Origin of the sequence: Pseudomonas sp. WS 5078, assembly GCF_012985745.1 — a bacterium.
GTDB lineage: Bacteria > Pseudomonadota > Gammaproteobacteria > Pseudomonadales > Pseudomonadaceae > Aquipseudomonas > Aquipseudomonas lundensis_A.
The window spans coordinates 41997-66675 of the sequence record NZ_JAAQWX010000010.1 but is presented as its reverse complement, the minus strand read 5'-3'; the positions used below and the strand labels follow the sequence as shown (position 1 = coordinate 66675).

23 protein-coding genes and 1 pseudogene are annotated in these 24679 nt (G+C 57.3%); 12 read left to right on the top strand and 12 right to left on the bottom strand.

The window, feature by feature from the left end; genetic code table 11:
* Positions 1–109: 109 nt before the first annotated feature.
* Positions 110–307, bottom strand: a complete 198-nt coding sequence (locus tag HBN68_RS14645) for a YebG family protein (protein ID WP_346010212.1) — start codon at positions 305–307, stop codon at positions 110–112.
* Positions 308–768: 461 nt separating this feature from the next.
* A complete protein-coding gene (locus tag HBN68_RS14640) occupies positions 769–2814 on the bottom strand; it encodes a hypothetical protein (RefSeq protein WP_169965055.1) in 2046 nt (681 codons plus the stop codon).
* Between the two features lie 210 nt (positions 2815–3024).
* Here HBN68_RS14640 and HBN68_RS14635 point away from each other — a divergent pair.
* Positions 3025–3299: pseudogene (locus HBN68_RS14635) on the top strand (transposase); the annotation flags it as partial.
* A gap of 603 nt (positions 3300–3902) precedes the next feature.
* A complete protein-coding gene (locus tag HBN68_RS14630) occupies positions 3903–4883 on the top strand; it encodes an IS5 family transposase (protein WP_169965116.1) in 981 nt (326 codons plus the stop codon).
* Positions 4884–5055: 172 nt separating this feature from the next.
* Here HBN68_RS14630 and HBN68_RS14625 read toward each other — a convergent pair whose 3' ends face one another.
* Positions 5056–5322, bottom strand: coding sequence for a YebG family protein (locus HBN68_RS14625; protein ID WP_169965057.1), 267 nt, complete (start codon positions 5320–5322; stop codon positions 5056–5058).
* A 575-nt stretch (positions 5323–5897) separates the two neighbouring features.
* Here HBN68_RS14625 and HBN68_RS14620 point away from each other — a divergent pair.
* The gene (locus tag HBN68_RS14620; RefSeq protein WP_047273414.1) at positions 5898–6398 is read left to right on the top strand and encodes a phosphate-starvation-inducible PsiE family protein; all 501 of its coding nucleotides are present in this window, start codon (positions 5898–5900) and stop codon (positions 6396–6398) included.
* Positions 6399–6475: 77 nt separating this feature from the next.
* On the opposite strand, the gene HBN68_RS14615 is transcribed toward HBN68_RS14620, so the two are convergent.
* Both HBN68_RS14615 and HBN68_RS14610 read right to left on the bottom strand, forming a co-directional pair.
* Positions 6476–6904: an HPF/RaiA family ribosome-associated protein gene (locus HBN68_RS14615; RefSeq protein WP_094992672.1), complete on the bottom strand. Its 429-nt coding sequence runs from the start codon at positions 6902–6904 to the stop codon at positions 6476–6478.
* Between the two features lie 202 nt (positions 6905–7106).
* Complete coding sequence (locus HBN68_RS14610; protein ID WP_094992671.1) at positions 7107–7292, bottom strand: hypothetical protein; 186 nt, start codon at positions 7290–7292, stop codon at positions 7107–7109.
* A gap of 247 nt (positions 7293–7539) precedes the next feature.
* Here HBN68_RS14610 and HBN68_RS14605 point away from each other — a divergent pair, with 247 nt between their 5' ends.
* The 3 genes from HBN68_RS14605 (at position 7540) to HBN68_RS14595 (ending at position 11648) form a co-directional block, all read left to right on the top strand.
* A complete protein-coding gene (locus HBN68_RS14605) occupies positions 7540–8094 on the top strand; it encodes an RNA polymerase sigma factor (protein ID WP_169965059.1) in 555 nt (184 codons plus the stop codon).
* The gene (locus tag HBN68_RS14600; RefSeq protein ID WP_169965061.1) at positions 8094–9080 is read left to right on the top strand and encodes a FecR family protein; all 987 of its coding nucleotides are present in this window, start codon (positions 8094–8096) and stop codon (positions 9078–9080) included. Before HBN68_RS14605 ends, HBN68_RS14600 begins: the two co-directional genes overlap by 1 nt.
* 132 nt (positions 9081–9212) lie before the next feature.
* The gene (locus HBN68_RS14595; protein ID WP_169965118.1) at positions 9213–11648 is read left to right on the top strand and encodes a TonB-dependent receptor; all 2436 of its coding nucleotides are present in this window, start codon (positions 9213–9215) and stop codon (positions 11646–11648) included.
* Positions 11649–11652: 4 nt separating this feature from the next.
* Here HBN68_RS14595 and HBN68_RS14590 read toward each other — a convergent pair whose 3' ends face one another.
* The gene (locus HBN68_RS14590; RefSeq protein ID WP_169965063.1) at positions 11653–12528 is read right to left on the bottom strand and encodes an AraC family transcriptional regulator; all 876 of its coding nucleotides are present in this window, start codon (positions 12526–12528) and stop codon (positions 11653–11655) included.
* Positions 12529–12662: 134 nt separating this feature from the next.
* Between HBN68_RS14590 and HBN68_RS14585 the strand changes: the two genes are divergently transcribed.
* A complete protein-coding gene (locus tag HBN68_RS14585; RefSeq protein WP_094992669.1) occupies positions 12663–13559 on the top strand; it encodes a DMT family transporter in 897 nt (298 codons plus the stop codon).
* A 12-nt stretch (positions 13560–13571) separates the two neighbouring features.
* Here HBN68_RS14585 and HBN68_RS14580 read toward each other — a convergent pair whose 3' ends face one another.
* A complete protein-coding gene (locus HBN68_RS14580; protein ID WP_094992668.1) occupies positions 13572–14561 on the bottom strand; it encodes a D-glycerate dehydrogenase in 990 nt (329 codons plus the stop codon).
* A 125-nt stretch (positions 14562–14686) separates the two neighbouring features.
* A complete protein-coding gene (locus HBN68_RS14575; RefSeq protein ID WP_048363216.1) occupies positions 14687–15619 on the bottom strand; it encodes a LysR family transcriptional regulator in 933 nt (310 codons plus the stop codon).
* Positions 15620–15841: 222 nt separating this feature from the next.
* On the opposite strand from HBN68_RS14575, the gene HBN68_RS14570 reads away from it, so the two are divergent.
* The 4 genes from HBN68_RS14570 to HBN68_RS14555 are packed head-to-tail and all read left to right on the top strand — an operon-like array spanning position 15842 to position 20677.
* Entirely contained in the window at positions 15842–17353 is a 1512-nt protein-coding gene (locus HBN68_RS14570) for an efflux transporter outer membrane subunit (RefSeq protein ID WP_169965065.1), read from the top strand.
* Between the two features lie 58 nt (positions 17354–17411).
* Positions 17412–19598, top strand: coding sequence for an FUSC family protein (locus tag HBN68_RS14565; RefSeq protein WP_094992667.1), 2187 nt, complete (start codon positions 17412–17414; stop codon positions 19596–19598).
* Entirely contained in the window at positions 19588–19788 is a 201-nt protein-coding gene (locus HBN68_RS14560) for a DUF1656 domain-containing protein (RefSeq protein ID WP_016781859.1), read from the top strand. The genes HBN68_RS14565 and HBN68_RS14560 overlap by 11 nt, the downstream gene beginning before the upstream one ends.
* Before the next feature lie 10 nt (positions 19789–19798).
* Positions 19799–20677, top strand: coding sequence for an HlyD family secretion protein (locus HBN68_RS14555; protein ID WP_094992666.1), 879 nt, complete (start codon positions 19799–19801; stop codon positions 20675–20677).
* A 4-nt stretch (positions 20678–20681) separates the two neighbouring features.
* Here HBN68_RS14555 and HBN68_RS14550 read toward each other — a convergent pair whose 3' ends face one another.
* Together HBN68_RS14550 and HBN68_RS14545 are read right to left on the bottom strand one after the other, a co-directional pair.
* The gene (locus tag HBN68_RS14550) at positions 20682–21077 is read right to left on the bottom strand and encodes a DUF4440 domain-containing protein (RefSeq protein WP_169965067.1); all 396 of its coding nucleotides are present in this window, start codon (positions 21075–21077) and stop codon (positions 20682–20684) included.
* 14 nt (positions 21078–21091) lie between these two features.
* Positions 21092–22294 (bottom strand): MFS transporter, encoded by a 1203-nt coding sequence (locus HBN68_RS14545; protein ID WP_169965069.1) that lies wholly within the window; start codon positions 22292–22294, stop codon positions 21092–21094.
* A 109-nt stretch (positions 22295–22403) separates the two neighbouring features.
* Here HBN68_RS14545 and HBN68_RS14540 point away from each other — a divergent pair, with 109 nt between their 5' ends.
* Entirely contained in the window at positions 22404–23312 is a 909-nt protein-coding gene (locus HBN68_RS14540) for a LysR family transcriptional regulator (RefSeq protein ID WP_169965071.1), read from the top strand.
* Here HBN68_RS14540 and HBN68_RS14535 read toward each other — a convergent pair.
* Both HBN68_RS14535 and HBN68_RS14530 read right to left on the bottom strand, forming a co-directional pair.
* Positions 23269–24102 (bottom strand): SDR family oxidoreductase, encoded by an 834-nt coding sequence (locus HBN68_RS14535; RefSeq protein ID WP_169965074.1) that lies wholly within the window; start codon positions 24100–24102, stop codon positions 23269–23271. The genes HBN68_RS14540 and HBN68_RS14535 overlap by 44 nt on opposite strands.
* A 30-nt stretch (positions 24103–24132) precedes the next feature.
* Positions 24133–24597 (bottom strand): multidrug transporter, encoded by a 465-nt coding sequence (locus tag HBN68_RS14530; RefSeq protein WP_094992663.1) that lies wholly within the window; start codon positions 24595–24597, stop codon positions 24133–24135.
* Between the last annotated feature and the right edge of the window lie 82 nt (positions 24598–24679).

Below are 24679 nucleotides of genomic sequence, written 5' to 3'. Positions count from 1 at the left end.
CGAAGAAAATACCAAGATAGCTTCAGTAATGAGGGTATCTAGTTTCTTAATTCTGCGAAATATCTAGAGCCGGTTATAATATGTTTCTTGCTTTAGACCTTAATTCGCATTAACCAAGTCGTCTAGTGCTGCAATATTGCTTTTTAAAAGCAGTAGCAAAAAGACTGCGATTCTTAGCCATTAAAATACTGGCTTCCTCGGCAATGTTTTCCGAAATTCCAGGGACATTTTTCATAAGGAACTGGGTCAAAACCTCGCTGAGCTTAAGCATTTTGTCATGCGCATTGGCGAGTATTTTATCCACAATTTAGCGGAACGCGCGGTGTCCTCTTACAGCGCTAATTACGCCGCTATGTAAATCCTGAGCTTGCGTTGGAGACTTGCCGGAGAGGCAGGGTGAGCTAGACTATTTTTCGCGCCAGTGCAGCGCAGAAGGAGCATGGTTAGCGGTGAAACGACGGGATTGCCCGCGGCTCCGCATCCCCTTAAGCGTATGGCACGAAGCTGCGGGAGGCCGTCAGCTCACGTCAGTGACCAACCACATCAGGCATGCGCAGCGGGTCACCGTGCCAAATCCAAGCGTCAGCATTTTCGGCGAGCCATTCCATTGATTGCCCAGCGCGGCTAAGGGCAATGATGGGAAGTCTACGTGCAGCTGGTTTCGGGATGAGGTCAATGTCACCCCGGAATGTGCCGAAGTGGCGAGTTGTAAGGGCAGGGAATGCGTTTCATGGATCTTCCATAAATCACAACTCCCACCAATGAGTATTACAAGCTCTGCATAATTGTTCGGTAGTCATCGAGGTCAAGCGGCTTTGCGTACAAGTAACTTGATTTCAGATAAACGGCTCTTCCAACCGAATGCTCTACTGTTCTGGAGTCTAATGTAGCGCGAGTAATCGCCACTTGCCTAGGGTTGCGAAGTGCTTTGATAAAATCTGAAACTGATGGAGTATCTGTCTCCCATTGATCGTATAAAATATGTTTTTTCTCTTTAGGGCGGTCGGCATATTCCGCACCAAAAAATCGGTCAGAGAAAAATCTTGTTATGACAGATATGTCCGTGAAATATACACCTGAAATCTGCTCGGATATAGCGTGTGGTAGTCCTGCTACGATGCAAGGGATAATCTCATTATATGAAACCTCTCGACCAAAAGCTTCTCGCACCATCTCTGGATGAAGTGTTAATCCATTAACAAGTCGGGAAACTTGATCGAGATCTTCTCGACATTGTTTCAGATAGTTGTAGATAGCGACAGGCCTGCCCTCGCAAAGCCATCGGTTTTTGCATTCCAGGACAAATAAACTTCCTTCCCATAGCACTAGCACATCATATTGGTATTTCCCCTCTGGTTCGGGATACTTCTTCTCGTAGGTAGCCGCTTCAATCCCATGAGAAAGAAATATCTCTTTTACCTCGGCCTCTAGTCCATCACCTTTAGGCTTGAACTCACCTTTCCTGCCCAGAATATTTGATGCAACGGCTCTACTTATTACACTGCCTCTGAGGATGTCTGAAATTACTGCAAATCCGCTGGAGGTCCTTATCAGAGGTGCATCGAACAAGTCTCTCGCCTTGCGATGGAATGTTATGTTGTTGATGAAGATCGAGGATTTTTCTTTTGAAAGTCCGCAGGATTGTACGTGCGCCTCTATGTCTGCCTGGGTGAAAGTTAGAAGTTCCGAAACCATAGGCTTACTTCTAGAATTAGCCGAGATTAAGGATGCACAGTACTCTCTCGCAGCACAAAAACCATCAATCCAGTCGCCAATAGTCAAGCCTTCGTAGAGGGCCTCGTCTTCCAGAACTTCGTAATTAAGTAAAGTGGACAGTGACGATGCAGCTTGATAGTGATCTTTGACCCTCGTGGATCCGCTTACCTTAGATACCGCATCCAGCAATTTGTTAAGTTTGGAATCTTTTTTGAAAGAGAAGAAATTCGAAGATTCACGCGATGTGTTTCTTTGGCTGGCGATGAAGTCAAAAATCTGAGCGCTGGTAGGCCCTCCGAGTTCTAATCCAAATTTAAAGCCTTCAGGTGGGCTTTCAAACTCGTTTGGTTCTCTACGGGTGTGAGCTCTACCGAGGTAACGCACTTGTTCTTGCACGGTGTCTACAAGTGCCCAGATATTCGCGTTGTATAGTACTGAACCGGCTTTAAATACTTCGGTGTCGCTGATATCTAGACGATCAGGAATGATTACATTTCCCTTAGGACAGAACCAGTTGTTACGATAGGCCTCCATCAGGATGGCAGAGCCTAAAGCATCTACTTGTTGTGTGTGGTAGGCCGAGGGGTCTACGGGAACTCCAGATTCTCCAGTCACCGTTAGGCTATTGATAAGAACGGGCTTGTCGGTTGTGAACTGTTCAGCAATTTTCTCATACAGATGATTCTGATCTTCAACGAACCAGGTCATCGTAGACCACATCCTTTTGGCTGGACTCAGGTCTTTTAACGCATCGAGCTCTCCTTCGAAACTTAATACTTCGCTGAAGCAGGTGTCGGCTATTTCAAAGAAACCTAGCTTATGTTTGAAAAGCTTTAATAATTCTTCGTCGATGCTCGGCGAAATATACAGAGTCAGTTCAGCGATCAAATCTTGACGTTTTTTTGCTTTCTCAGCGTTCGTACGTTTATTAATTAGGCTATCTGCTCGCATTATTATGTCAAGCAGCCCACGCGGGTTCTTTTTCCACGCTACTTTATCAAGCTCTTTTTTTAGTAATTTCCATGATAGTTTTGATAGAGCATTATTTATGCCGGATTCAGGTATTTCGAATCCATTTCTAGAAGCTAGCAAAGCCACTCTCCCCTTGAATATGTATGTGATTTTCGCCTAAAAAACCGGGGACCGACGCGTCCACGTAATCCGCGTGCGCCTCCAATACCCTGATCTAAAGATAACACTACCTAGCTGGCACTTGGCCACTTTGCTGTGCGCTTAGGGAAACTCCGAACAAGCTCTCAGTTATGCGAAAATCCCCACACCACCTGATCCGAGCTGCACATGAGCCAGATGAGCCAGATGAGCTTTTCCTACTTTGAGTACGCTGGCAAGCGCAAGCAAACCCGCCGAGAACGCTTCCTCGCCGAGATGGGTCAAGTTGTACCTTGGGCAGACCTGCTGGGGCTGACCGAACCGTTTTACCCCAAGGTAGGCGGTGGTAGAAACCCTATCCTCTGGAAACCATGCTGCGCATCCATCTGTTGCAGAACTGGTTCTCCCTGAGCGACCCGGTCATGGAAAAAGCGCTCTACGAAATAACGCCCATGCGCCAGTTGGCACGCTTGTGCGGAACAGCATTAAAGGAAAGAAATATTTCCCTTGTGGGACCAGTACACCGAGCGTGAGGCTGTTGGCCGCACATGAAGCTCTGGTTGGCACTGTTAAAATGGCCGCTGAAGTGAAGTCGCAGTGCTGAAATCCAAAATCCGTCACATCCCCAACCAATGAAGCCATCGGTATCCCGTGACAACTGGTGATAGCTTTAGTCGTTTCAGATTAAGTGTATTTGAGAGGATAGGTCGGCAGGTGGCATAGGTTCTGGCGCAGCAGAGCGAATACAACTCGACCTCCAGACTCTAGGTTGTGACTCGCGATTGTTTTTTTGAAAACTTCGCTAGTAGTTCATACACCTCAGGCATTAACTGAAACTGTGGGCGCTTGGCGAATTCGACATCCAATCCTCGCTCCCCATGAATAAACTGATGCATTACTCTGACACGTTGCTCGTTATAGCGACTCATCAAATAAAAGCGGATTTACCGTTGGGTCTACTGAACTAGCATGTAGCCACCGAGGCCGGCTCAGGCAGTGCGGTGGCTAGGGAAACTCTGAAAAAGACTTCCTGATTTGGCAAAATCACCGGACACCAGTCGCCGAGCTTTTCAATGATGAAACAGATGACCTTCGCCGACGCCGAGTACGCCGGCAAGCGCAAGCAGACCCGCAAGGAGTTGTTCCTGATCGAGATGGATCAGGTAGTGCCCTGGAAAGGCTTGATCGCCCTGATCGAGCCGCACTATCCAAAGGGCGAAGGCGGTCGTCCGGCCTATCCACTGATGTCAATGCTGCGCGTGCATCTGATGCAGAACTGGTTCGGCTACAGCGATCCGGCGATGGAAGAAGCCCTGTATGAAACGACCATCCTGCGCCAGTTTTCGGGTCTGAGCCTTGAGCGGATCCCGGATGAAACCACCATCCTCAACTTCCGTCGCCTGCTGGAAAAACACGAGCTGGCCGCTGGAATTCTCGCTGTGATCAATGGTTATCTGGGCGATCGTGGTCTGTCGTTGCGTCAAGGGACCAGCGTCGATGCCACGCTGATTCATGCGCCCAGTTCTACCAAGAACAAAGATGGAAAGCGCGATCCTGAGATGCATCAGACCAAGAAAGGCAACCAATACTACTTCGGTGCCAAAGCCCATATCGGCGTCGACGACGAATCGGGCCTGGTGCACAGCGTGGTGGTCACGGCGGCCAATGTTGCCGACGTCACGCAGGTCGACAAACTGCTGCACGGCGAGGAAAACGTGGTCTGCGCCGATGCCGGTTATACCGGGGTCGAGAAGCGCGAAGAGCACGCGGGACGTGAGGTTATTTGGCAGATTGCAGCTCGACGCAGCACTTACAAAAAACACGGGAAACAGAGTGCCTTGTACAAAGCGATGCGCAAGATAGAGAAGGCCAAGGCTCAGGTTCGCGCCAAGGTCGAGCATCCGTTTCGGGTGATCAAGCGCCAGTTTGGTTATGAAAAGGTGCGCTTTCGAGGGTTGGCCAAGAACACGGCTCAGATGGTGACGTTGTTCGCCCTGTCAAACTTGTGGATGGCGCGTCGACATTTATTGGCGGGGACAGGAGAGGTGCGCATGTAATACAGCAAATGGCGGCTGAAAAGCGCCTTGCTGCGCCCGGAAGGGCTGAAAAATGAAGAAAATGGATCAAATTTCGACGCGGGTCGTTTTTTGAAAAGTGCTGACGGCTCGATAGCCGGAAATATCCGGCTATTTCAGACCATCCCTAGAGGCGTTACAATACTGGTCTAGGCTAACCTTCGCTCTCAGGCGTAGCAGATAGTTCACTCAACGCGCTCGCGTTGTTTTTGAAAGCGGCCGCAAAAACGGCTCGGTTCTTCGCCATGTAAATGCTCGCATCCTCAGCATGCTTCTCAGAAAGGCCAGGCACGTTTTTCATCAAAACGTCTGTCAGGAGCTCTGCCAGCTCAAGCATTTGATCATGGGCATCAGCGAGTTTGCGGTCCACAAACGTAGTCTCCAAATCGCGGGTACTGCGGTAAAGGGTTTCAACAGCCATTTTGGCCTCGTCGTCTTATCCAGTGTGTAAAAAGGAGCATGCGCTCAACGCCTCATGCAGGCCAGCAGGTGATTCAAAAAGCTTGCCCTAGAGACTGTGCATAGCTAACTAGGCAGGGTTCGAAAAAATTATCTAGACAGATACTTTGGGTTGTTAAAGCCTGATCGAGAGCCTTTCTGATGATTATGTCACTGATATTAATGAAAAATACATCGGAGCGGCCGTGAGGTGAGGCTTATCTGGGCAGTAGGTCAGTCCGCAAAACAATAAACAAACGCTCCAGATCTCGGCTGCTGCGGTATACCACTTCGACGGCCATTTACCACCTCATATGCCTTCACGATAAGTTGTCTTGCGATTACTGTATTTATATACAGCTAAAAGGATAAGCCAATCGCCAGCATTTGAATAGCGGCTTTTTTACTCTAGCTGCAATTGGCGAGTGATACGCCGGCCGGACGTGCCTAATGGCGCCCGGCCACCTTCTCATTCGCGGTGCTGGCCTTTTTTCTGCATGCAGAAAATGTCATAAGCACCGCGGATTATCCGTTCGAGTCGTTTCAAGGAGCTGCATCGTGAGAGTGAATAAAGCCGAAAAGCTACGGCGTCAGGTCCATGAACTGGCCGAGTCGATGGGCAACCTGTTTGTCGAAACCTTCCATTACCTGGCGTTGTTCGCTATTGGCGCGGTGACGGCCTGGGCAGCCGTGATGGAATTTTTACAGATGGTGGAGAAGGGCAATATCAGCATTGATGACATCCTGCTGCTGTTTATCTACCTCGAACTGGGCGCAATGGTCGGGATTTACTTCAAGACCAATCACATGCCGGTGCGGTTTCTGATTTATGTGGCGATCACGGCGTTGACCCGATTGCTGATTTCCAACGTGTCGCATCACAACCCGCCAGACATGGGCGTTGTGTATTTGACGGGCGCGATCTTGTTGCTGGCGTTTGCGATTCTGGTGGTGAGGTACGCCTCTTCGCAGTTCCCGTCCGTGAAGATCGAAAATCCGCACCGCAAGACCGGTGCGGGTTCCGGTGAACACCCGGAAGTCGAAAAAGGCGAGCTATAACGCCCTACGCGGCACACGAAAAAGGGCGGGCCTACCGAAGTAGGCCCGCCCTTTTTTAGTGCGTTCTTTTGGCTAGATCAGCTGATTTTGTCGAGTTCTTTTTCTTTCTCCAAAAACTCTTCTTCAAGCAAATCGTCAGCGCTTTCTTTGGGTTCTTTTTCTTCAAACCCTTCAACGGCCAGTTTTGGGGAATGCTTGCCACGCAGTTTGCCGAACAGGTGTTCCAGTGCGTTCTCCAGTTTTGCAGCAGCGCCTTCGACTGCTTGCGTCAGCGAATCAGCGTCCTGGGAGACGGAAATCGGTTGATGACCTTTTGGGCGTGCTTCCATTTTGCAGCGTTTGTCTTTGGGACCGGACTTACCGCCATTCTCGTCACTGAGGTGCACTTCGACCCGAGTCAGGTCCTCCGCGTGGCGTTCGAGCGTGGCCTCAACAGTTGCTTGTACCCATTCCTGAGTGCGTTTGTCGCTGTCGATGTGTTTATCGGAAAAGACGTTAATTTGCATAATGCTTCCCTTATTTCAGCTTGCTCGAGTGAGTTGTGACGGCCTCGAGTGGTCAAAGGTTCATCGTCATCGCTCAGTTACAGTGTTTGAGCCGATGAGCAAATATTTCAAGCACTATTTTCAGCAAATACCTCACCTTGTGATCGGCGTCAGCCTTTGGCGGCAACAAAGGCCCGGCTGGCCGGGCCTTTGCGGGTTTATATCAAAATGCGACAGATGTCTGCAGGTACAGGGTGCGCGGTTCGCCCACGTACTTGCCCTTGTGTTTGACGTTGGTCAGCAGGTTGGTCTGCTGCTGTTCAATCATTTCGCAACGAATGGCGACGTTCATGGCCATGTCGTGGCTGCCGGGGTGTTCGAACACATCGCTTTGCGCTGCCTCGGCCAACCCGCCGCCGACGACCGTGGAGGCGTCCAGCTCGATGCTTGCAGGTGCAGCGGCCGTGCTTGCCGGTTGCAGGCTAAATGCCTCGTTACCCTCATCGCGTGCTTGTTCGGTGCTGAAGTTGCCTGCAAGACCGCACCTTTGAATGGCGCTGGCGGTGGCGCAACCGAATGAAATCAGTCATCTGCTTTTGCATATGAGAATATTTATCATTAGTATCGCTTTCCTTTTTAACCCACCTTCGACGCCCATGAATCCTCCTCAACATCAGGAAGGCCCCGAGAGCGAATCGCGCCATGGACGTGTGCATTTCCTTCAGGTGTTTCTCACCCAGCGCCCGCAAATGGAAGCTTTGGTCAGTCGCCGCGTGGGATGTCGGGCCACGGCGGCGGACTTGGTGCAGGATTTGTTTGTGCGTTTTTGGCGTCGCCCGCTGGTGCAGGTCGAGGAATTGGGCACTTACTTGCTGCGTTGCGCGAGCAATATCGCCATCGACCATTTGCGCAGCGAAGGCTCACGCGGGCGGATCAACCAGCAATGGCAGCAAGACCCGGACAGCTCGGGCTGCGAACCGCAGGCTGCGCTTGAGGCGGGCAATGACTTGCGCCAGGTAGAAGCCGCCTTGCGCAGTTTGCCGGAGCGCACGCGGCATATTTTTTTACTCAACCGCATCCATGGCCGTACCTATGCCGAGATCGCCAAGGTCATGGGTGTGTCCCAAAGCGCCGTGGAAAAACATATGATGCGCGCCCTTGAGGCCTGCAAGGCCAGCCTGCGTGAGCCGCCGACAGGGACAGCGCCGTGATGAACCGTTCCACTATTGAGGTGACGCCCGAACAAGAGCGCACCGCGCTGGCATGGTTGAGCGTGTTGCACGACCAGCCCGACAGTGGCGATCAGGCCACCTTCAGCCGCTGGCTGCACGCCGACCCGGCCCATGCCGAGGCGTACGCGCAGGCGCAAGTGGTGTGGGAGTTGAGCGAAGTGGCAGCCAGCCAGTTGGCCGAGGAAGAGGCGCTGGCCATGCAGCGCTATTTGTTGGCCATGAACGTATCCAAACGCAGTCGCGCCTGGCAATGGTCCAGTGGCCTGGCCGTGGCCGCTTGCCTGCTGCTGATGGTGGGGGTATTCGCCGGATGGCAACCTGTGCGCTGGATGGACGATCTGGGCGCTGATTATGTCAGCGCGCCGGGTCAGGTTCGTACCCTCACACTGGCGGACCAATCGCAGGTCACGCTGGATGCTGACAGCGCCATTGCCGTGAATTTCAGCGCGGGTGAGCGCCACGTGCAATTGCGCCGAGGCGTGGCGTTTTTCCATGTCACCCACACGGGCGAGCCTTTTATCGTGGACGCCGATAAAGGCGAAGCGCGGGTGTTGGGCACAGCCTTTGAGGTGCGGTTGCGACCTGAAGGCGCGCAGGTAACCGTGTTGTCCGGGCGCGTGGGCGTGAAGGCGAGTCCAGACGCGCCACAGCAGATACTCGGCGCCGATCAGCAGGTGGCCTATGGCGCCGGGGTGTCAGGCGCTGTCCAGGGCGTCGACAGCAACGCTCGGCTGGGGTGGCGGTCGGGCTGGCTGACTTATTCGAAAACCCCGTTAGCGGACGTGGTGGCCGACCTTCGGCGTTATTTTCCGGGGCAGATCGTGCTGTTGAATAGCGAATTGGCCAACCGCCGCATCAGCGGCAGTTTCCCAAGCCATGATCCGCGTGCGGTACTTAATTCGCTGCAAGGTGTGCTGGGGTTTGAACAGCACACAGTGTTTGGGCGAGTGATCGTATTGCGTTAACACCGTCCTCGGCGGCAAACGTTCGCACATTTTTTTCAGTCCAGGGTGAGGTAAACCCTTTTCCCATCCGTGTAGTGCTTGAAAATGCGAAAAATTCGCATTCCGTATCAGGTCGGCACACAGGTCATGAACATGAAGTCCAAGGCAACGTCAGCGCAACGCAGTTCGGTTAAACAGTGGTTGGGCGCATCGGCGCTGTTGATGACTGGTCTGGCGATAAGCCCGTTGAGTGTGGCCATGGCGGTTGATACCCCGGCGCCCCGCAGCGAGGCGCAGTTTGCGTTCAACCTGCCCGCAGAGCCCCTGCCGCAAGCCTTGAATGACTTCAGCCGCCTGACCGGCCTGAGCGTGGTGTACACCGACGAAGCGCCGTATGGCCTGCACGCCCCAGCCATCAAGGGCAATCTGAGTGCTGAACAGGCGCTGCAACAACTGCTTGCCAACTCGGGCTTGCATGCCCGCCGCACCGATGCCCACACGTTTGCCCTTGAACCTGCGCCGACCGCAGGGGCCTTGAACCTCGGGGCCACCAGCATTACCTCGTTGGCCCAGGACGACACCAGCTACCAGCCGCCAGCCGTAACCTCGGTCATGCGCGGGCAGGGCGACAGCATGGAGATCCCGCAAACCGTCAACGTGGTGGCCGCACAGGTGATCCGCGATCAGGCGCCGCGCAACCTGGATGATGCGCTGAATAACATCAGCGGCATTACCCAGGGCAACACGCTGGGCAGCACCCAGGATTCGGTGATGAAGCGCGGGTTCGGTGATAACCGCGACGGTTCGATCATGCGCGACGGCATGCCGGTCGTGCAGGGCCGGGCGCTGAACGCCACCGCGGACCGGGTCGAAGTGCTCAAAGGCCCGGCCTCATTGTTATATGGCATCCAAGACCCCGGCGGTGTGGTCAACGTGGTGAGCAAAAAGCCGCAGCTGGAGCACTCCAACGCATTGACTGTGCGCGGTTCGACCTATGGGTCGGGCAAGAATGGCAGCGGTGGCAGCTTTGACAGTACCGGCGCGCTGGGCGCGTCAGGGCTGGCGTATCGCATGATTGTTGATCACGAAGACGAGGATTACTGGCGCAATTTTGGTACGCACCGCGAGACGCTGATCGCGCCTTCGCTGGCGTGGTATGGCGATAACACCCAGGTGTTGCTGGCCTATGAACACCGCGAATTCCTCTCGCCCTTTGACCGCGGGACGGCCATTAACCCGGCCACCAATCACCCGCTGGACATCCCCGCCACCCGTCGCCTGGACGAGCCCTTCAACAACATGGAAGGGCGCTCGGACCTGTATCGACTCGACGTCGATCACGACCTCAACGATGACTGGAAAACCCACGTCGGCTACAGCTGGAACCGAGAGACCTACGACGCCAGTCAGGTGCGGGTCACGGCAGTCGACCCCAAGACCGGCACACTGACACGCAAAATGGATGGCACCCAGGGTGCAATCACCACCGACCGTTTTGCCACGGTCAGCCTGCAAGGCAAGGTACAGGCCGCAGGGATGCAGCACGATCTGGTGTTCGGGCTGGACGATGAGTACCGCAAGATTTATCGCGCCGACCTGATCCGCCAGAACAGCAAGTACCCCTTCAGCTACCTCAACCCGGTGTACGGCAAAGAGGTGGCTGGCACCACGGTCAGCGCCAGTGATAGCAATCAGACAGACCTGCTGCGCAGCGACTCGCTGTTCTTGCAGGACTCGATTCACCTCACCGACCAATGGATTTTCGTCGCAGGCGGTCGTTTCCAGAAATACGACCAACTGGCAGGCAAAGGCCGCCCCTTTAAGGCCAACACCGACACCAACGGCCAAAAATGGATACCGCGCGCCGGGCTGGTATACCGCTACACCGATGAGCTGTCGTTCTATGGCAGCTACACCGAGTCATTCAAGCCCAACTCCACCATCGCCCCGTTGACCGGTGGCGTGGTGCTGGACTCGGCCATTGCGCCCGAGCAGGCCAAGTCGTGGGAAGTGGGCGCCAAACTCGATATGCCGGGGCGCCTCACTGGCACGCTGGCGTTGTATGACATCAAAAAACGCAACGTGCTGGTTTCGACCACCGTGGGTGAAGACACTGTGTATTCAGCCGCCGGGGAAGTTAGCTCGCGGGGGCTGGAACTGGATGTCAGTGGTCAGCTCAGTGAGCAGTGGAGCCTGATCGGCAGCTATGCCTACACCGATGCCGAAGTCACCAAGGACCCGGTTTACAAAGGCATGCGCCTGCAAAATGTGGCGAAAAACAGCGGCTCGCTGTCGGCGGTGTATGACGTTGGCACGATCGTGGGCGGCGATAAATTGCGCGTGGGGGCCGGTGCCCGTTATGTAGGCGAGCGGGCCGGGGATGCGCTCAACGATTTTGATCTGCCGGGTTACACCGTGGCTGACGCGTTTGCCACCTACGACACCCGGGTTGAAGGGCAAAAGGTCAAACTCCAACTCAACATCAAAAACCTTTTCGACCGCACGTACTACACCTCGGCGGCGAGCCGCACGTTTGTCTCCATGGGCGACGCGCGGCAAATCTCGGTGGCAAGCACCCTGGCGTTTTAATCCCTCAGGGCCTGAACGCCGCGCGGTATTGCCCCGGCGTTGCCCCCAGGGCTTGCTTGAACCGATGGGTGAAGTGGCTGGCGCTGGCAAAACCGCAGGCCAGTGCAATCTCGCCCAGCGCCAGGGGGCTGTGGCGCAGTAAATCCTGTGCCCGGTTCAGCCGTCTCGCGCAGACGTATTGGTGCGGCGCGACACCGAAGCTTTCGCGAAACATCCGCGCGAAGTGATAGGGCGACAACGCGCACTGCGCTGCCAGTTGGCCGATGCTTAACGGCTCGGCCAATTGCTGCTCGATGATTTCGACCAGGTGGCGACGTTGATACGCTGCCAGCCCGCCCTTGAGTTGCAAGCCGTCGCGCCTCCCGACCTGACTCAGCACCGCGTGATCGAGCAATTCATTGGCCAGGCTGCTGGTCAGCAGGCGCTCCCCCGGTTCGGCCCAGTTGAGTTTCAACAATTGATGAAAGCGCTGAGTCTGCTGAGCATCGTCCAGAAACGTGAACTCGCGCAATTGCAGGGTGCGCGGTTCCGTGTCCAGTAAACGCATGCAACCGAGTGCGAATTGCTCCTGACTGACGTACACATGGGCCAGGCGAATTGCGCCGTTGATTACCCAGGCTGAAGCATGCTCGGCGGGCAACACGCAGAGTTTGCCCGGCGCACCCTTGGCGCCCGGCTGGTCACGGCGAAACGTACCGGTGCCACCCGAGATGTAGCACGACAACGTGTGATGGGTCGGCGCTTCGTAGTCACGGGCGTCGTGATGGTTGGTCCATAGGGCTGCGGCCATGCCGTCACCGAGCTCGGCACTGTGCTCAAGGCGAGCATTGGGCGAGCGGCTCATGGATTGAAACACTTGCAGGGTATCGAAAGCAGGCATGGTCAGTTCTCCAACGTTTTGCATCCTACTCCTGCGGGTACGCACTGCCAGCCCCCGCACAACAAAAGCGCAAGAATCTGCAAGTGCGTCCACCGAAGCGGCGGCACACTGAACGCCTTTTTCAGGAGTGCGCCATGAACTTGTCCCTGTACTTATTGACCGTATTGATCTGGGGCACCACCTGGATCGCCCTCAAGCTGCAACTGGGCGTCGTGGCGATCCCGGTGTCCATCGTTTATCGCTTTGGGCTGGCGGCGTTGGTGCTGTTTGCGCTGTTGTTGCTCAGCCGTAAATTGCAGGTCATGAACCGGCGCGGGCACCTGATTTGTCTCGCGCAGGGGTTGTGCCTGTTTTGCGTGAACTTCCTGTGTTTTTTGACCGCCAGCCAATGGGTGACCACGGGGTTGATCGCGGTGGTGTTTTCCACGGCCACGGTATGGAACGCGTTAAACGCGCGGATCTTCTTCAAGCAGAAAATCGCCCGCAACGTGTTGCTGGGGGGTGGGTTGGGCATGCTGGGCTTGGGGTTTCTGTTCTGGCCCGAGCTGAGTGCGCACACGGCCACGCCCGCCACCTTGCTGGGGTTGGGACTGGCCTTGCTGGGGACGATGTGTTTTTCGGCAGGCAACCTGCTGTCGAGCCTGCAACAAAAGGCGGGTCTCAAACCCCTGACCACCAACGCCTGGGGGATGCTCTATGGGGCAAGTATGCTGGCGCTGTACTGCGCGATACGGGGCATTCCGTTCGACATGGAATGGAACACCCGCTATGTCGGCTCGTTGCTGTACCTGGTGATTCCCGGATCGGTGATCGGCTTTACGGCTTACTTGACGCTGGTAGGGCGCATGGGCCCGGAGCGCGCCGCCTATTGCACGGTGCTGTTCCCGTTGGTGGCGCTGAATGTGTCGGCCTTTGCCGAAGGCTATCAGTGGACAGCACCGGCCCTGATGGGCCTGGTGCTGGTGATGCTCGGCAACGTGCTGGTGTTCCGCAAGCCCGCACCGTCGGTGTTGCAGGCCAAAGTGGCGTGAAGCTGCGAGGCGTCAGCCTTTGAACACCTGCGGGTTGACCAGATCTTGCGGACGTTCTCCAAGCAGCGCGCTGCGCAAGTTGGCCACTGCACGATTGGCCATGGCTTCGCGGGTTTCGTGGGTGGCGGAGCCGATATGGGGCAGGGTGACGGCGTTTTTGAGCTGGAACAGCGGCGAGTCGCTGAGTGGCTCTTTTTCATATACGTCCAGCCCGGCGCCGCGAATCGTGCCGTTTTGCAAGGCTTCGACCAGCGCAGCTTCGTCCACCACCGGGCCGCGGGAAATGTTCACCAACACCGCGCTTGGCTTCATGAGCTTCAATTCACGCTGGCCGATCAGGTGGTGGGTTTTCTCGCTCAACGGCACCACCAGGCACACAAAGTCGGCTTCGGCCAGCAACTGCTCCAGGCTGCGATATTGCGCGCCCAGCGCTTGCTCAAGCGCGGGCTTGCGGCTGTTGCCGCTGTAAATGATCGGCATGTTGAAGCCGAAGTGACCTCGGCGTGCCACGGCGGCGCCGATGTTGCCCATCCCCACGATCCCCAGGGTTTTGCCATGCACATCGCAACCGAACAAGGCTGGGGGCACACTGGCTTTCCAGTGGCCGGCCTTGGTCCAGGCATCCAGCTCGGCGACCCGGCGGGCGCTGCTCATGATCAGGGCGAAACCCAAGTCGGCAGTGCTTTCGGTGAGCACGTCCGGGGTGTTGGTGAGCATGACTCCACGCTCATTGAGGTAGTCGACGTCGTAATTGTCGTAGCCCACCGACACGCTGGACACCACCTCCAGTTGCCCGGCGTTTTCCAGTTGCTTGCGACCCAATTTGCGGCCGACGCCGATTAAACCGTGCACATGGGGCAGGGCCTGATTGAACTGTTCATTGATATCGCCCAGCGTGGGATCGGGCGCGATGACGTTGAAATCCTCTTGCAGGCGCTCAATCATCTCGGGGGTAACGCGGCTGAAGGCGAGAACGGTTTTCTTTGTGCTGGAAAGGCTCATCGGAACAAGGCTCATCGGCTGTCGGGAAGGTGAGCACGCTAACATTCATGGCTGAATATTGCAGCGCCTGGAGACCTCACCCCGGCCCGCTCGCAGGGGAGAGGGCCGGGGCGGGAGACCCCTTTTCAGCTATAAGTCGCCAGCTCTGTCTGATGCGCGGTCAGAATTTCAGGCAGTGAACCGCGCAGGTATTCGACCCAGGTTTTGATCTTCGCATCCAGGTACTGACGCGACGGGTAGATGGCGTAGAGGTTCAGTTCCTGCGAGCGGTACTTGGGCAGCATGCGCACCAACGTGCCGTTGCGAAGGCCGTCGATAGCCGCGTACACCGGCAATACGCCAACCCCCATGCCGCTGGTGATCGCGGTTTTCATCGCGTCAGCCGAGTTGACCAAAAACGGTGAGGTGTTAATCAGCACCATTTCCTGGCCTTCAGGGCCGTCGAACACCCATTTATCCAGCGGAATGACCGGGCTAACCAACCGCAGGCAGGCGTGATTGAGCAGGTCGCTGGGCTTGGTCGCGGTGCCGTTGGCTTTCACGTAACCCGGTGAGGCGCACACGATGCTGTAGGTAATGCCCAAACGCTGGGACACAAAACCCGAGTCCGGCAGCTCGCTGGCCAGCACGATGGACACGTCATAACCTTCGTTGAGCAAGTCCGGTACCCGATTGGCCAGGGTCAGGTCGAATGTCACGTCCGGGTGGGTCTTGCGGTAGCGCGCAATGGCGTCGATCACAAAGTGCTGACCGATGCCGGTCATGGTGTGCACTTTCAATTGCCCGGCAGGGCGCGAATGGGCGTCGCTGGCTTCTGCTTCGGCTTCTTCTACATAGGCCAGAATCTGCTCGCAACGCAGTAAATACCGCTTACCCGCTTCGGTCAGGGCGATGCGTCGGGTGGTGCGGTTCAACAGTCGGGTTTGCAGGTGGGCCTCAAGGTTCGAGACCGCGCGCGACACGTTGGCGGTGGTGGTATCCAGCATGGCGGCTGCAGCCGTAAAACTTCCGGCTTCAGCCACGCAACTGAACGCGCGCATGTTTTGCAAGGTGTCCATGGGGTGCTCTCAGAGGGCAATAAAAGGGACAACAACAACGTAGACAGCAACAAATTGTGACATGAAGTTTCAGTGTTTACCGAGGGTTCTGCATTCGACCAACGGATTATCCTGATAACGGTAATAAAGATTCACAGTTATGCCAGCTTATCGTTGCCTCTGCCAACCCATAGACTTATCCGACTCAAGCCTCCTCCCCCCCTCATGCAGGAATTTGCAGCAGTGCCGCGTCGCATCAGCAGAGAGCTTAAAGCCCTCAGTGTTCTGGCTTTATCGTTAGCATTAAACGGCTGTATCGGTTTCGGTGGCATCGGCCCCAAAAGCCAAATGATGCCCGCCAATACGTTGGCCACGGATGAGGCAATTCAAGCCGCCGCAAAAGACGCAAACTGGCCCAAGGCTCAATGGTGGCACGCCTATGGCGACCCCCAACTGGATGCCTGGATCAGCCTCGCGGTGCAGGGCAGTCCTACCATGGCCATGGCGGCCGCTCGCGTGCGTCAGGCCAAGGCCATGGCGGGTGTGGCGGAGTCTGCCGAGTCGCTGCAAATCAATGGCGAGTCGACCCTCAAACGCCATAACTGGCCGTCTGATCAATTCTATGGGCCGGGCGCGCTGGACAATTCCACTACCTGGGACAACAACGCGGCGCTGGGCTTTAGCTTTGCCCTCGACTTGTGGGGCCGCGAAAGCAATGCCACCGAACAGGCCGTGGACATGGCGCACATGAGTGCCGCAGAAGCTCGTCAAGCCCAGCTTGAATTGCAGAACAACGTGGTGCGCGCCTATATCCAGTTGTCGCTGCACTATGCCCAGCTCGACATTATTGAATCGACCCTGCACCAACAGGAGCAGATCCTCGATCTGGCGCAAAAGCGTCTGGATGGCGGCATCGGCACGCATTTCGAAGTGAGTCAGGCGCAAGCACCATTGCCTGAGATTCACCGTCAGATCGATGCGCAAGAAGAAGAAATCGCCCTGACCCGAAATCAGTTGGCCGCATTGGCGGGTAAAGGTCCGGGCGAAGGCGCCCGTTTGAAACGCCCGACACTGGCCTTGGGCACCGCACTCAAATTGCCGTCGGCCTTGCCGGCCCAATTGCTGGGTCAACGCCCTGATGTGGTCGCCAGCCGCTGGGAAGTGGCCGCTCAAGCACGCGGTATTGACGTCGCCCATGCCGGTTTTTACCCTAACGTCGATTTGATCGGCAGCATCGGTTTCATGGCCACCGGTGGTGGGGCTCTGGAGTTCCTGACCGGTAAAAAGCTCACTTACAACGTGGGCCCGGCCATCACCCTGCCGATCTTCGATGGCGGCCGATTGCGCTCCGAACTGGGCGTGGCGTCTGGCGGCTATGACATGGCCGTGGCCAAGTACAACCAGACGCTGGTCACTGCGCTCAAGAACATTTCGGATCAGTTGATCAAACGTGAGTCGATGGACAAACAGCAAGCATTCGCCGCCGAGTCGGTTGAAGCGGCGCAGAAAACCTACGACATCGCCATGGTCGCTTTCCAGCGCGGCCTGACCGACTACCTCAACGTGCTCAACGCACAAACCCTGCTGTTCAAACAGCAACAGATCCAGCAGCAGGTTCAGGCCGCGCGCCTGAGTGCTCACGCCGAGCTGGTGACTGCGTTGGGTGGCGGCCTCGGGGCAGGTAACGACGTGCCCAAAGACGACCGTTACGTCCCGGACAAACCGCCTGCGGTGATGGCGATCTTCAACCATTGATGACCGTTAGCACCCCATGACGTCCAAACCCCTGATGGCTAATTCTGAGAGCCTGTAGATGAACCATTTGCCCGCCCCGGTGCGCTGGCTGTATTCGCTGGAATGGCGCCGCGGCTTTTTTGACTGGGCACGCAGCGATGGCGTGACCTGGGTGCATATTTTCAAAGTGCTGGTCGCAGCGTTTTTGACCCTGTGGCTGGCCATGCGCCTGGAGTTGCCGCAGCCGCGTACCGCAATGATCACCGTGTTCATCGTGATGCAACCGCAAAGTGGTCAGGTATTCGCCAAAAGTTTTTATCGATTTTTAGGCACCCTGACCGGCTCGGCGGTGATGGTCGCGCTGATTGCCTTATTCGCCCAGAACACGGCGTTGTTTCTGGGGGCCATGGCGATCTGGGTTGGCATCTGCTCGGCCGGTGCCGCACGCTGCCGTAACTTCCGCGCCTATGGCTTTGTCCTGGCCGGTTACACCGCTGCAATGGTGGGCTTGCCCGCGCTGGCGCACCCTGATGGCGCGTTTATGGCCGCGGTGTGGCGGGTACTGGAAATCTCGCTCGGGATCCTTTGCTCAACAGTAATCAGTGCCGCGATCCTGCCCAAAACCGCAGGCGCGGCGATGCACAACGCCTTGTACCAGCGCTTCGGCGTATTTGCCGGTTTCGTGGCGCAGGGCTTGCGCGGCCAGTCGACCCAGGAAGACTACGAAGCCAGTAACGTGCGCTTCATCGGCGAAAGTGTCGGGCTTGAAGGCATGCGCAGCGTGACCGTGTTCGAAGACCCGCACATGCGCCGTCGCAGTGGCCGCCTGAGCCGTCTTAACAGCGAGTTCATGGCCATCACCACGCGCTTCAACGCGCTGCACCAATTGCTGGCCCGTCTGCGCAGTCGTGGCGTGGTGCAAGTGGTGGGTGCCATCGAGCCGGAGCTGGAGCTGCTGGCGCAGTTGCTCGACACCTACAGCGGCCGCTCGCTGACCGACAAGGACGCCGCTGTGCTGGCCGAACAACTGGCTGCGTTCAAGGCCGGTTTGCCGGAGCACGTACGCAATCTGCGGGTCAAATTTCTGGAGACCGACCCTAGCCCCTCGGACTTCCTGGACTTCAACACGGCGTATGAGCTGTTGTACCGCTTTGTCGACGACATGCTCAGCTATGCGCTGACCCACGCCTCGCTGGCCGATCACACCCACGAGCGGGAGCGCTGGGACCAGCCGTTTATCTCGCAAACCAACTGGTGGTCGGCGGCGGCCTCGGGCATCCGCGCCTCGTTCATTCTGGTGGTGCTGGGCACGTACTGGGTGATGACCGCCTGGCCCAGCGGCGCCACCATGACCCTGATTGCCGCAGCCACGGTGGGCCTGTCTGCTGCGACGCCGAACCCCAAACGCATGGCATTTCAAATGGCCTGCGGGACGTTCATCGGCGCGATAGTGGGCTTTTTCGAAATGTTCTTCGTATTGCCCCACGTCGACGGTTTTCCGTTGCTGTGCCTGGTGTTGACGCCGGTCATCATGCTCGGCTCCTTTCTCACCTCGCGCGCCAATTACGCCGGTGTAGGGCTGGGCTTGCTGATTTTCTTCAGTACCGGCTCGGTGCCGGACAACCTGACCGTCTATAACCCGTACCAGTTCATCAACGACTACATCGCGATGGTCATCGGCATGCTGGTCTGCGCCGCAGCGGGCGCAATCATCCTGCCGCCCAACAGCCGCTGGTTATGGAGCCGTCTGGAGCAAGACTTGCGCGAGCAAGTGGTGTACGCCATCAGTGGCAAGTTAAAAGGCTTGAGTTCCAGTCTCGAAAGCCGCACCCGCGACCTGATGAATCAGGCCTACGGCCTGGCCGCCGGTCAGCCGCAAGTGCAACGCACATTGCTGCGCTGGATGTTTGTGGTGCTGGAAGTGGGCCACGCGATTATTGAATTGCGCAAAGAACAAGCGATTTTGCCGGTTCACCCGGCGTACGCCGAATCTCAGCCCTGGCGACAGGCGATCCGCGTAATGGGCCGAGCGCTGGTGCGCCTGTTTATCAGCCCCGGCGAAAGCAACCTGGAACGCGCCCTGATCGCCGTTGACCATGCCATCGGCCGGGTGCAGGCAACCGATGAACCATTTGCCCGCAACTTCGACACTTCGGCGTTGGTCCGGGTGCAAAGTTACCTGCACTTCATTCGTACCTCACTGCTGGATCCGCAATCGCCGCTGGCTGCATACGCGCAGCCGCAAGGACTTGAACATGCCTCGTGAAATCGCCTTCCACGGCGTCTATATGCCCACCATGACCCTGATGTTTTTTATCGCGGCGGGGTTGGCGTGGGGCTTTGACCGACTGTTTTCCGGCTACGACTTGTACCGCTTCTTCTGGCACCCGGCGTTGTTGCGCCTGAGCCTGTTTGCTTGTCTTTTTGGCGCCATGGCGCTCACTGTTTACCGTTGAGACCGATCCGATGAAAAAGTTCTTCAGCCTGCTTGCCACCTTGCTGGTTTTGGCCCTTGCGATATGGATTGGCCGAACCCTGTGGGTGCATTACATGAACACCCCGTGGACCCGCGATGGCCGGGTGCGCGCCGACATCATCAACGTCGCGGCCGATGTTAACGGGTACGTGGTCAACGTACCGGTCAAGGACAACCAGTTGGTGAAAAAGGGCGATGTGCTGTTGGAAATCGACCCCGAGCATTACGAAATTGCCGTCAAACAGGCCCAGTCGCTCGTTGCCTCGCGCAAGGCCACCTGGGAGATGCGCAAGCTCAACGCCCATCGCCGGGCGGACATGGACAACCTGGTGATCTCAAAGGAAAACCGTGACGACGCCAGCAACATTGCTGATTCGGCCCTGGCCGATTACCAGCATGCCCTGGCCCAGCTCGATGCCGCGCAGCTCAACCTCAAGCGCACCAAAGTGCTGGCCACGGTCGATGGTTACGTCACCAACCTGAATGTGCACCGTGGCGACTACGCACGGGTCGGCGATCCGAAAATGGCGGTGGTCGATAAAGACTCGTTCTGGGTGTATGGCTTCTTCGAAGAAACCAAACTGCCGCACATTCGTGTGGGTGATAAAGCCGAACTGCAAATGATGAGCGGCGAAGTGCTCAAAGGCCACGTCGAAAGCATCTCGCGCGGCATCTACGACCGGGATAACCCCGAAAGCCGCGAGCTGGTGGCCGACGTTAACCCGACATTCAACTGGGTGCGTCTGGCCCAGCGGGTGCCGGTGCGTATCCACATCGACGAAATCCCCGAGGGTTTCCTGCTCGCCGCCGGCACCACCTGCACGGTGATCGTGCAACAGGATGACGTTGACGAGCATCCCGAGCACTAAAGAATTAGCCCGCGCAAAACGTCTCATGCAAATGACGCCAGTGCACAGCGCCGCTGGCGTCTTGCTCAAACACGGCGGTGGCCCGCCGGTCGGTCCGCTTGCCGTTGGGTTCTTCTTGTACTTCGCGATAACGGATGACCGCCCCGCCTGCGTAACAGGCAATGCCCTCGAATTCGCTGAGGGTGATCTTCAGCTCCGCTCGGGTACCACGTAACGGTTCAAACAGGTCTTGCATACTGTTCACGTCGAGCGCATTGCCGCTGGGCGTGATCATCGAAAACTGCGGTGAGAAACGTCCCAGCAATGTTGGCAGTACCCCCGGTTCGAGCCCGGAAAACCAGCCTTCAATCTCAACATGGGTTTCTTTGACAAGGTTGAAGTAGCGCGTGTACTCAGTCATCACATTCTCTTGGGTCAGGGTGCCAGCAAGGCCAGCACGCGTGGGGTATCAAGGCGTAAAGCGGGAATGAGCGGCACCAGCGTCAATCCACAACCGATGCCAAAGCATAGGGCAAAGGCGTGGGACGTCGAGGTGAGTGTGCTCAAGGCACCGAACAGCGCCATCATCAGCGCCGGGCCGAGCAGGAAGCTCAACTGCCGGTTGAGGTTCCATAACGCGCTGGCGTGGGCCATGTGTTCAGCGGGTACGTCAATAAATGCCGTGTTCTGTGCCGTGCTGCTGCACAGGCTGCCGCCAAACCCCATCAGTGCATAAAGTGCCATGGGCAACCAGAGTGGGCCGTCCTGCATGTGGATCAACAAGGCGATGCCAAGTGCCTGCGCGCTCATGCCTGCCACAAGCAAGGGTTTGGGCCCCCACCGATTGAACCGGTAACGGCTCAGGGCAATGCCCAGTGCGGACGCCAACGCCCAGGGCAGCATCAGCGCGCCAGTTTGCGCTGGGCTGTAACCCAGCTGATGCACATACAGAATGCTCACCAACTGCGTGCCAATGAAAATCCCCGGAATGCACAGGTACGTCAGCATCGCGACACGCAGCAGCGGGCTTTTGAGCAAGTGCACCAAGGTCGCCAACCTGACCGGTGCGGTGCGGGCCGATTGACTCCCGGGCCTGATCCAGCACTGCGCCAGTACCAATGCAATCAGCGCCAGCGGCAGATTGGCGTAAAACACCCAGCGCCATGACTTCGCTTCAACCACCCAGCCGCCCAGCACCGGTGACAGGGCAGGCACCATCAGGGCCACCAGCAGGATCACCGACGTCAACCGCGCCCGTTCGTGGGGGCGAAACTCGCGGTACACCATTGCTTGCCCCACCGGGATCAACAAACCGCCACCCAGCCCTTGTAACAGGCGCCAGCCCATCAGCGTTTCAATCGACGTCGCTTGCGCCACAGCCCACGACGCAGCCGTAAACACCCCCAGTGAAATCAGCAGCAGGCGTTTTTCGCCCACCACCGTTGCCAGCCACACACTGGGCAGAATAATCAGGGTCAGGCCCAGCATGTAGGCGTTGCCGATCCAGGCCAATTGCGCCACCGAAGCCCGCAGCTCCAGTCCGATTTGCGGGTAGGCAATCGACACGGCAAACATGTTCACCAGATCCAGCGCAAAGCCCAGCAAATACACGGTGGCGATTTTGTTGCGATAGGCCATGACCGGCTCCTTGATTTGAGGCCGCACAGTAGGCGTCTTTTGTGGTTGGAGGAACGGCGTAAGCGCTGCTAGATTGTCAAAATTATTTTGACAATCGGTGGTATTTCGCGTGGTCAGTCTTGACCGTTTCGACACCTTCAAAGCCGTGGTAGAAGCCGGCTCTCTAACCGCAGCGGCCGATTTGTTGGGTCAGACCCGAGCGGTAGTGAGCTTCACTATCAAGCGACTGGAGGCTGAGCTGGGTGTCACGTTGCTCACCCGCAACACCCGGCGGCTGGCGTTGACGGAGGCGGGTGAACGCTTTTATGTGCGGTGTCTGAGCATGCTGGAAGCGGCGCAGTTGGCCATCGACGAAGCCCGCAGTGAGCACACAGAGCTCAAGGGCACGCTGCGCGTCACCACCACGGTGGAGTATGCGCTGGCCAAAGTGGTGCCCGCGCTGGAGGCGTTCCGCACGCTGCACCCCGAACTCAATGTGCACCTCTCGACCTCATCGACCCACGCTGATTTGATTTCCGAGCGCTTTGACGTAGCCCTGCGCCTGGGCCGCATTCTTGACTCCAGCCATCGTGCCGTGCAGTTGAGCCGCTTTGAGATTTTGCCAGTGGCGTCACCGGGCTTTATGCGCACTCAGCCGGCCATCGACAGCGTGGGTGCGCTTGAGCAAACCCCGTGGCTGGCCCATGGGCGGGTGGGGGAGTTGCATGTGACGGCGCGCAGCAGCGGTGCCGTTCGGCCATACGAACCCGCCCCCGACAAGGCGCGCCTCAAGGCGGACAACTCATCGGTGCTGCGGGCATTTGCATTGAGCGGGCAGGGTGTGGCGATTTTGCCTGACTGGTTGATTGAAGACGACCTGCAAAGCGGCCGGTTGGTGCACGTGTTGCCGGATTGGCAATTCACCCCCCAAGGCGTGTATGCGCTGTACCCGGACACCCGTCACCTGCCGCTCAAGGTGCGGGTGTTTATCGACTTTATGAAAGGCCGCGAGGCGTGCTCAGGCCGAAGCGTTTCATAAGGATTTTTTGCAGCAACCTGCGCGGGATCAGCGCTGCCAGCAGTGGCAAGGCGCGGCTGCCGTTACCGTAACGCAACAAGGCCGGTGGTCGGGGTTTCTGGCTGGCCCTGAAAACCACCTGCGCAAACTCGTTCACGGGGGTCGGGTTGTCTTGGGAGGCCGTGGCGCGGGCGCGAATCCCCTCACGCATCGGCCACCACGGTGAGTCCTCGGTAATCAGCACTTCGGCGCAGGCGCTGGCGTTTTTTGCAAAGTGTGTGTCGATGGCACCGGGCTGCACTTCCATCACCTGCACACCCAGCGGCGCCAGCTCCATGCGCATGGCTTCGCTCAAGGCGTGTACGGCCGCTTTCGACGCGCAATAGGCCCCGGCAAACGGCGTCACCAGCACCCCCGAAACACTGCCGATATTGATCACCAGCCCGCGGTTGCTGCGCAGCGGCTCCAGCAGGGATTGCGTCATGCCCACCATCGAGAAAACATTGGTTTCAAATTGCAATTGCAGTGCCGCCACACCACCGTCGAGCACGGGGCCCATGGCGCCATAACCAGCGTTGTTGATCAACACATCCAGGCCTCGGCCATGCTGTTTGATGCGTTTGCTCAGCCGGTCAACGTCAAGGCTGTCGTTGACATCCAGTTGTACGGCGACAAAACCGTCGGCTTTTAACTGCGTCACATCGGCCGTTTTGCGGGCCGTGGCCCACACCTCATAACCGGCGTGTTGGTAGGCATCCGCGAGCGCGCGGCCAATGCCGCTGGAACAGCCAGTGATTAAAACGAGTGGCATCAAGACGTCCTTCAACGCAACGATTAAAGATCAGTTGGAAAATTTGCCGTGCAGGCGCTCGGCCCGAAACTCCAGGGTTTGCGCACGATAACCTGCGCGCAGGGGCGGTAACGGCAAGCAGTCCTGCCATACGCCGCCCGCGAGCAGTTCCCCCGGCCCACGGTAACGCGGGGCGGTGTACAGGTTGTCGGCAAGGTTGACGCTATCCCCGGGCGCATAAGCCGCCACGCGCCAGCCCAGTTCCAGCAAGGGCACATCGTTGCTGTTGCGCAGGGTCAGGCTCAGAGGACGGTCGGGTGGGCATTGGTCGGGGGCGTAGACCATGCGCAACTCAAGGCGGGCCAGTTGCTGGGCTTCCCGGTGATCGAGCCAGGCGACTGAAGCGGCCACAATCGCCAGCCCGGCCACCGCCGCCAGTGAAACCGGCAAGGCTTTGGACGGGTAGCGCAGCAGCAGGACCAGCCAGGTGATGATCAGTAGAACGCCGATAAGCATGACGCTCGCCTCGCAAAGAGTGGAGGGACATCCTACTGAAGCTTAGGTGGGAATGGCGAATCAGACAGGTAAATGACCGTTT

Coding starts and splice junctions, on each gene's coding strand:
- HBN68_RS14600 (WP_169965061.1), top strand. CDS start 8,094: ATGAACCGTTCCACTATTGAGGTGACGCCCGAACAAGAGCGCACCGCG.
- HBN68_RS14605 (WP_169965059.1), top strand. CDS start 7,540: ATGAATCCTCCTCAACATCAGGAAGGCCCCGAGAGCGAATCGCGCCAT.
- HBN68_RS14580 (WP_094992668.1), bottom strand. CDS start 14,561: ATGAGCCTTTCCAGCACAAAGAAAACCGTTCTCGCCTTCAGCCGCGTT.
- HBN68_RS14590 (WP_169965063.1), bottom strand. CDS start 12,528: ATGCCTGCTTTCGATACCCTGCAAGTGTTTCAATCCATGAGCCGCTCG.
- HBN68_RS14630 (WP_169965116.1), top strand. CDS start 3,903: ATGAAACAGATGACCTTCGCCGACGCCGAGTACGCCGGCAAGCGCAAG.
- HBN68_RS14595 (WP_169965118.1), top strand. CDS start 9,213: ATGAAGTCCAAGGCAACGTCAGCGCAACGCAGTTCGGTTAAACAGTGG.
- HBN68_RS14565 (WP_094992667.1), top strand. CDS start 17,412: ATGAACCATTTGCCCGCCCCGGTGCGCTGGCTGTATTCGCTGGAATGG.
- HBN68_RS14585 (WP_094992669.1), top strand. CDS start 12,663: ATGAACTTGTCCCTGTACTTATTGACCGTATTGATCTGGGGCACCACC.
- HBN68_RS14535 (WP_169965074.1), bottom strand. CDS start 24,102: ATGCCACTCGTTTTAATCACTGGCTGTTCCAGCGGCATTGGCCGCGCG.
- HBN68_RS14555 (WP_094992666.1), top strand. CDS start 19,799: ATGAAAAAGTTCTTCAGCCTGCTTGCCACCTTGCTGGTTTTGGCCCTT.
- HBN68_RS14615 (WP_094992672.1), bottom strand. CDS start 6,904: ATGCAAATTAACGTCTTTTCCGATAAACACATCGACAGCGACAAACGC.
- HBN68_RS14560 (WP_016781859.1), top strand. CDS start 19,588: ATGCCTCGTGAAATCGCCTTCCACGGCGTCTATATGCCCACCATGACC.
- HBN68_RS14625 (WP_169965057.1), bottom strand. CDS start 5,322: ATGGCTGTTGAAACCCTTTACCGCAGTACCCGCGATTTGGAGACTACG.
- HBN68_RS14545 (WP_169965069.1), bottom strand. CDS start 22,294: ATGGCCTATCGCAACAAAATCGCCACCGTGTATTTGCTGGGCTTTGCG.
- HBN68_RS14575 (WP_048363216.1), bottom strand. CDS start 15,619: ATGGACACCTTGCAAAACATGCGCGCGTTCAGTTGCGTGGCTGAAGCC.
- HBN68_RS14550 (WP_169965067.1), bottom strand. CDS start 21,077: ATGACTGAGTACACGCGCTACTTCAACCTTGTCAAAGAAACCCATGTT.
- HBN68_RS14530 (WP_094992663.1), bottom strand. CDS start 24,597: ATGCTTATCGGCGTTCTACTGATCATCACCTGGCTGGTCCTGCTGCTG.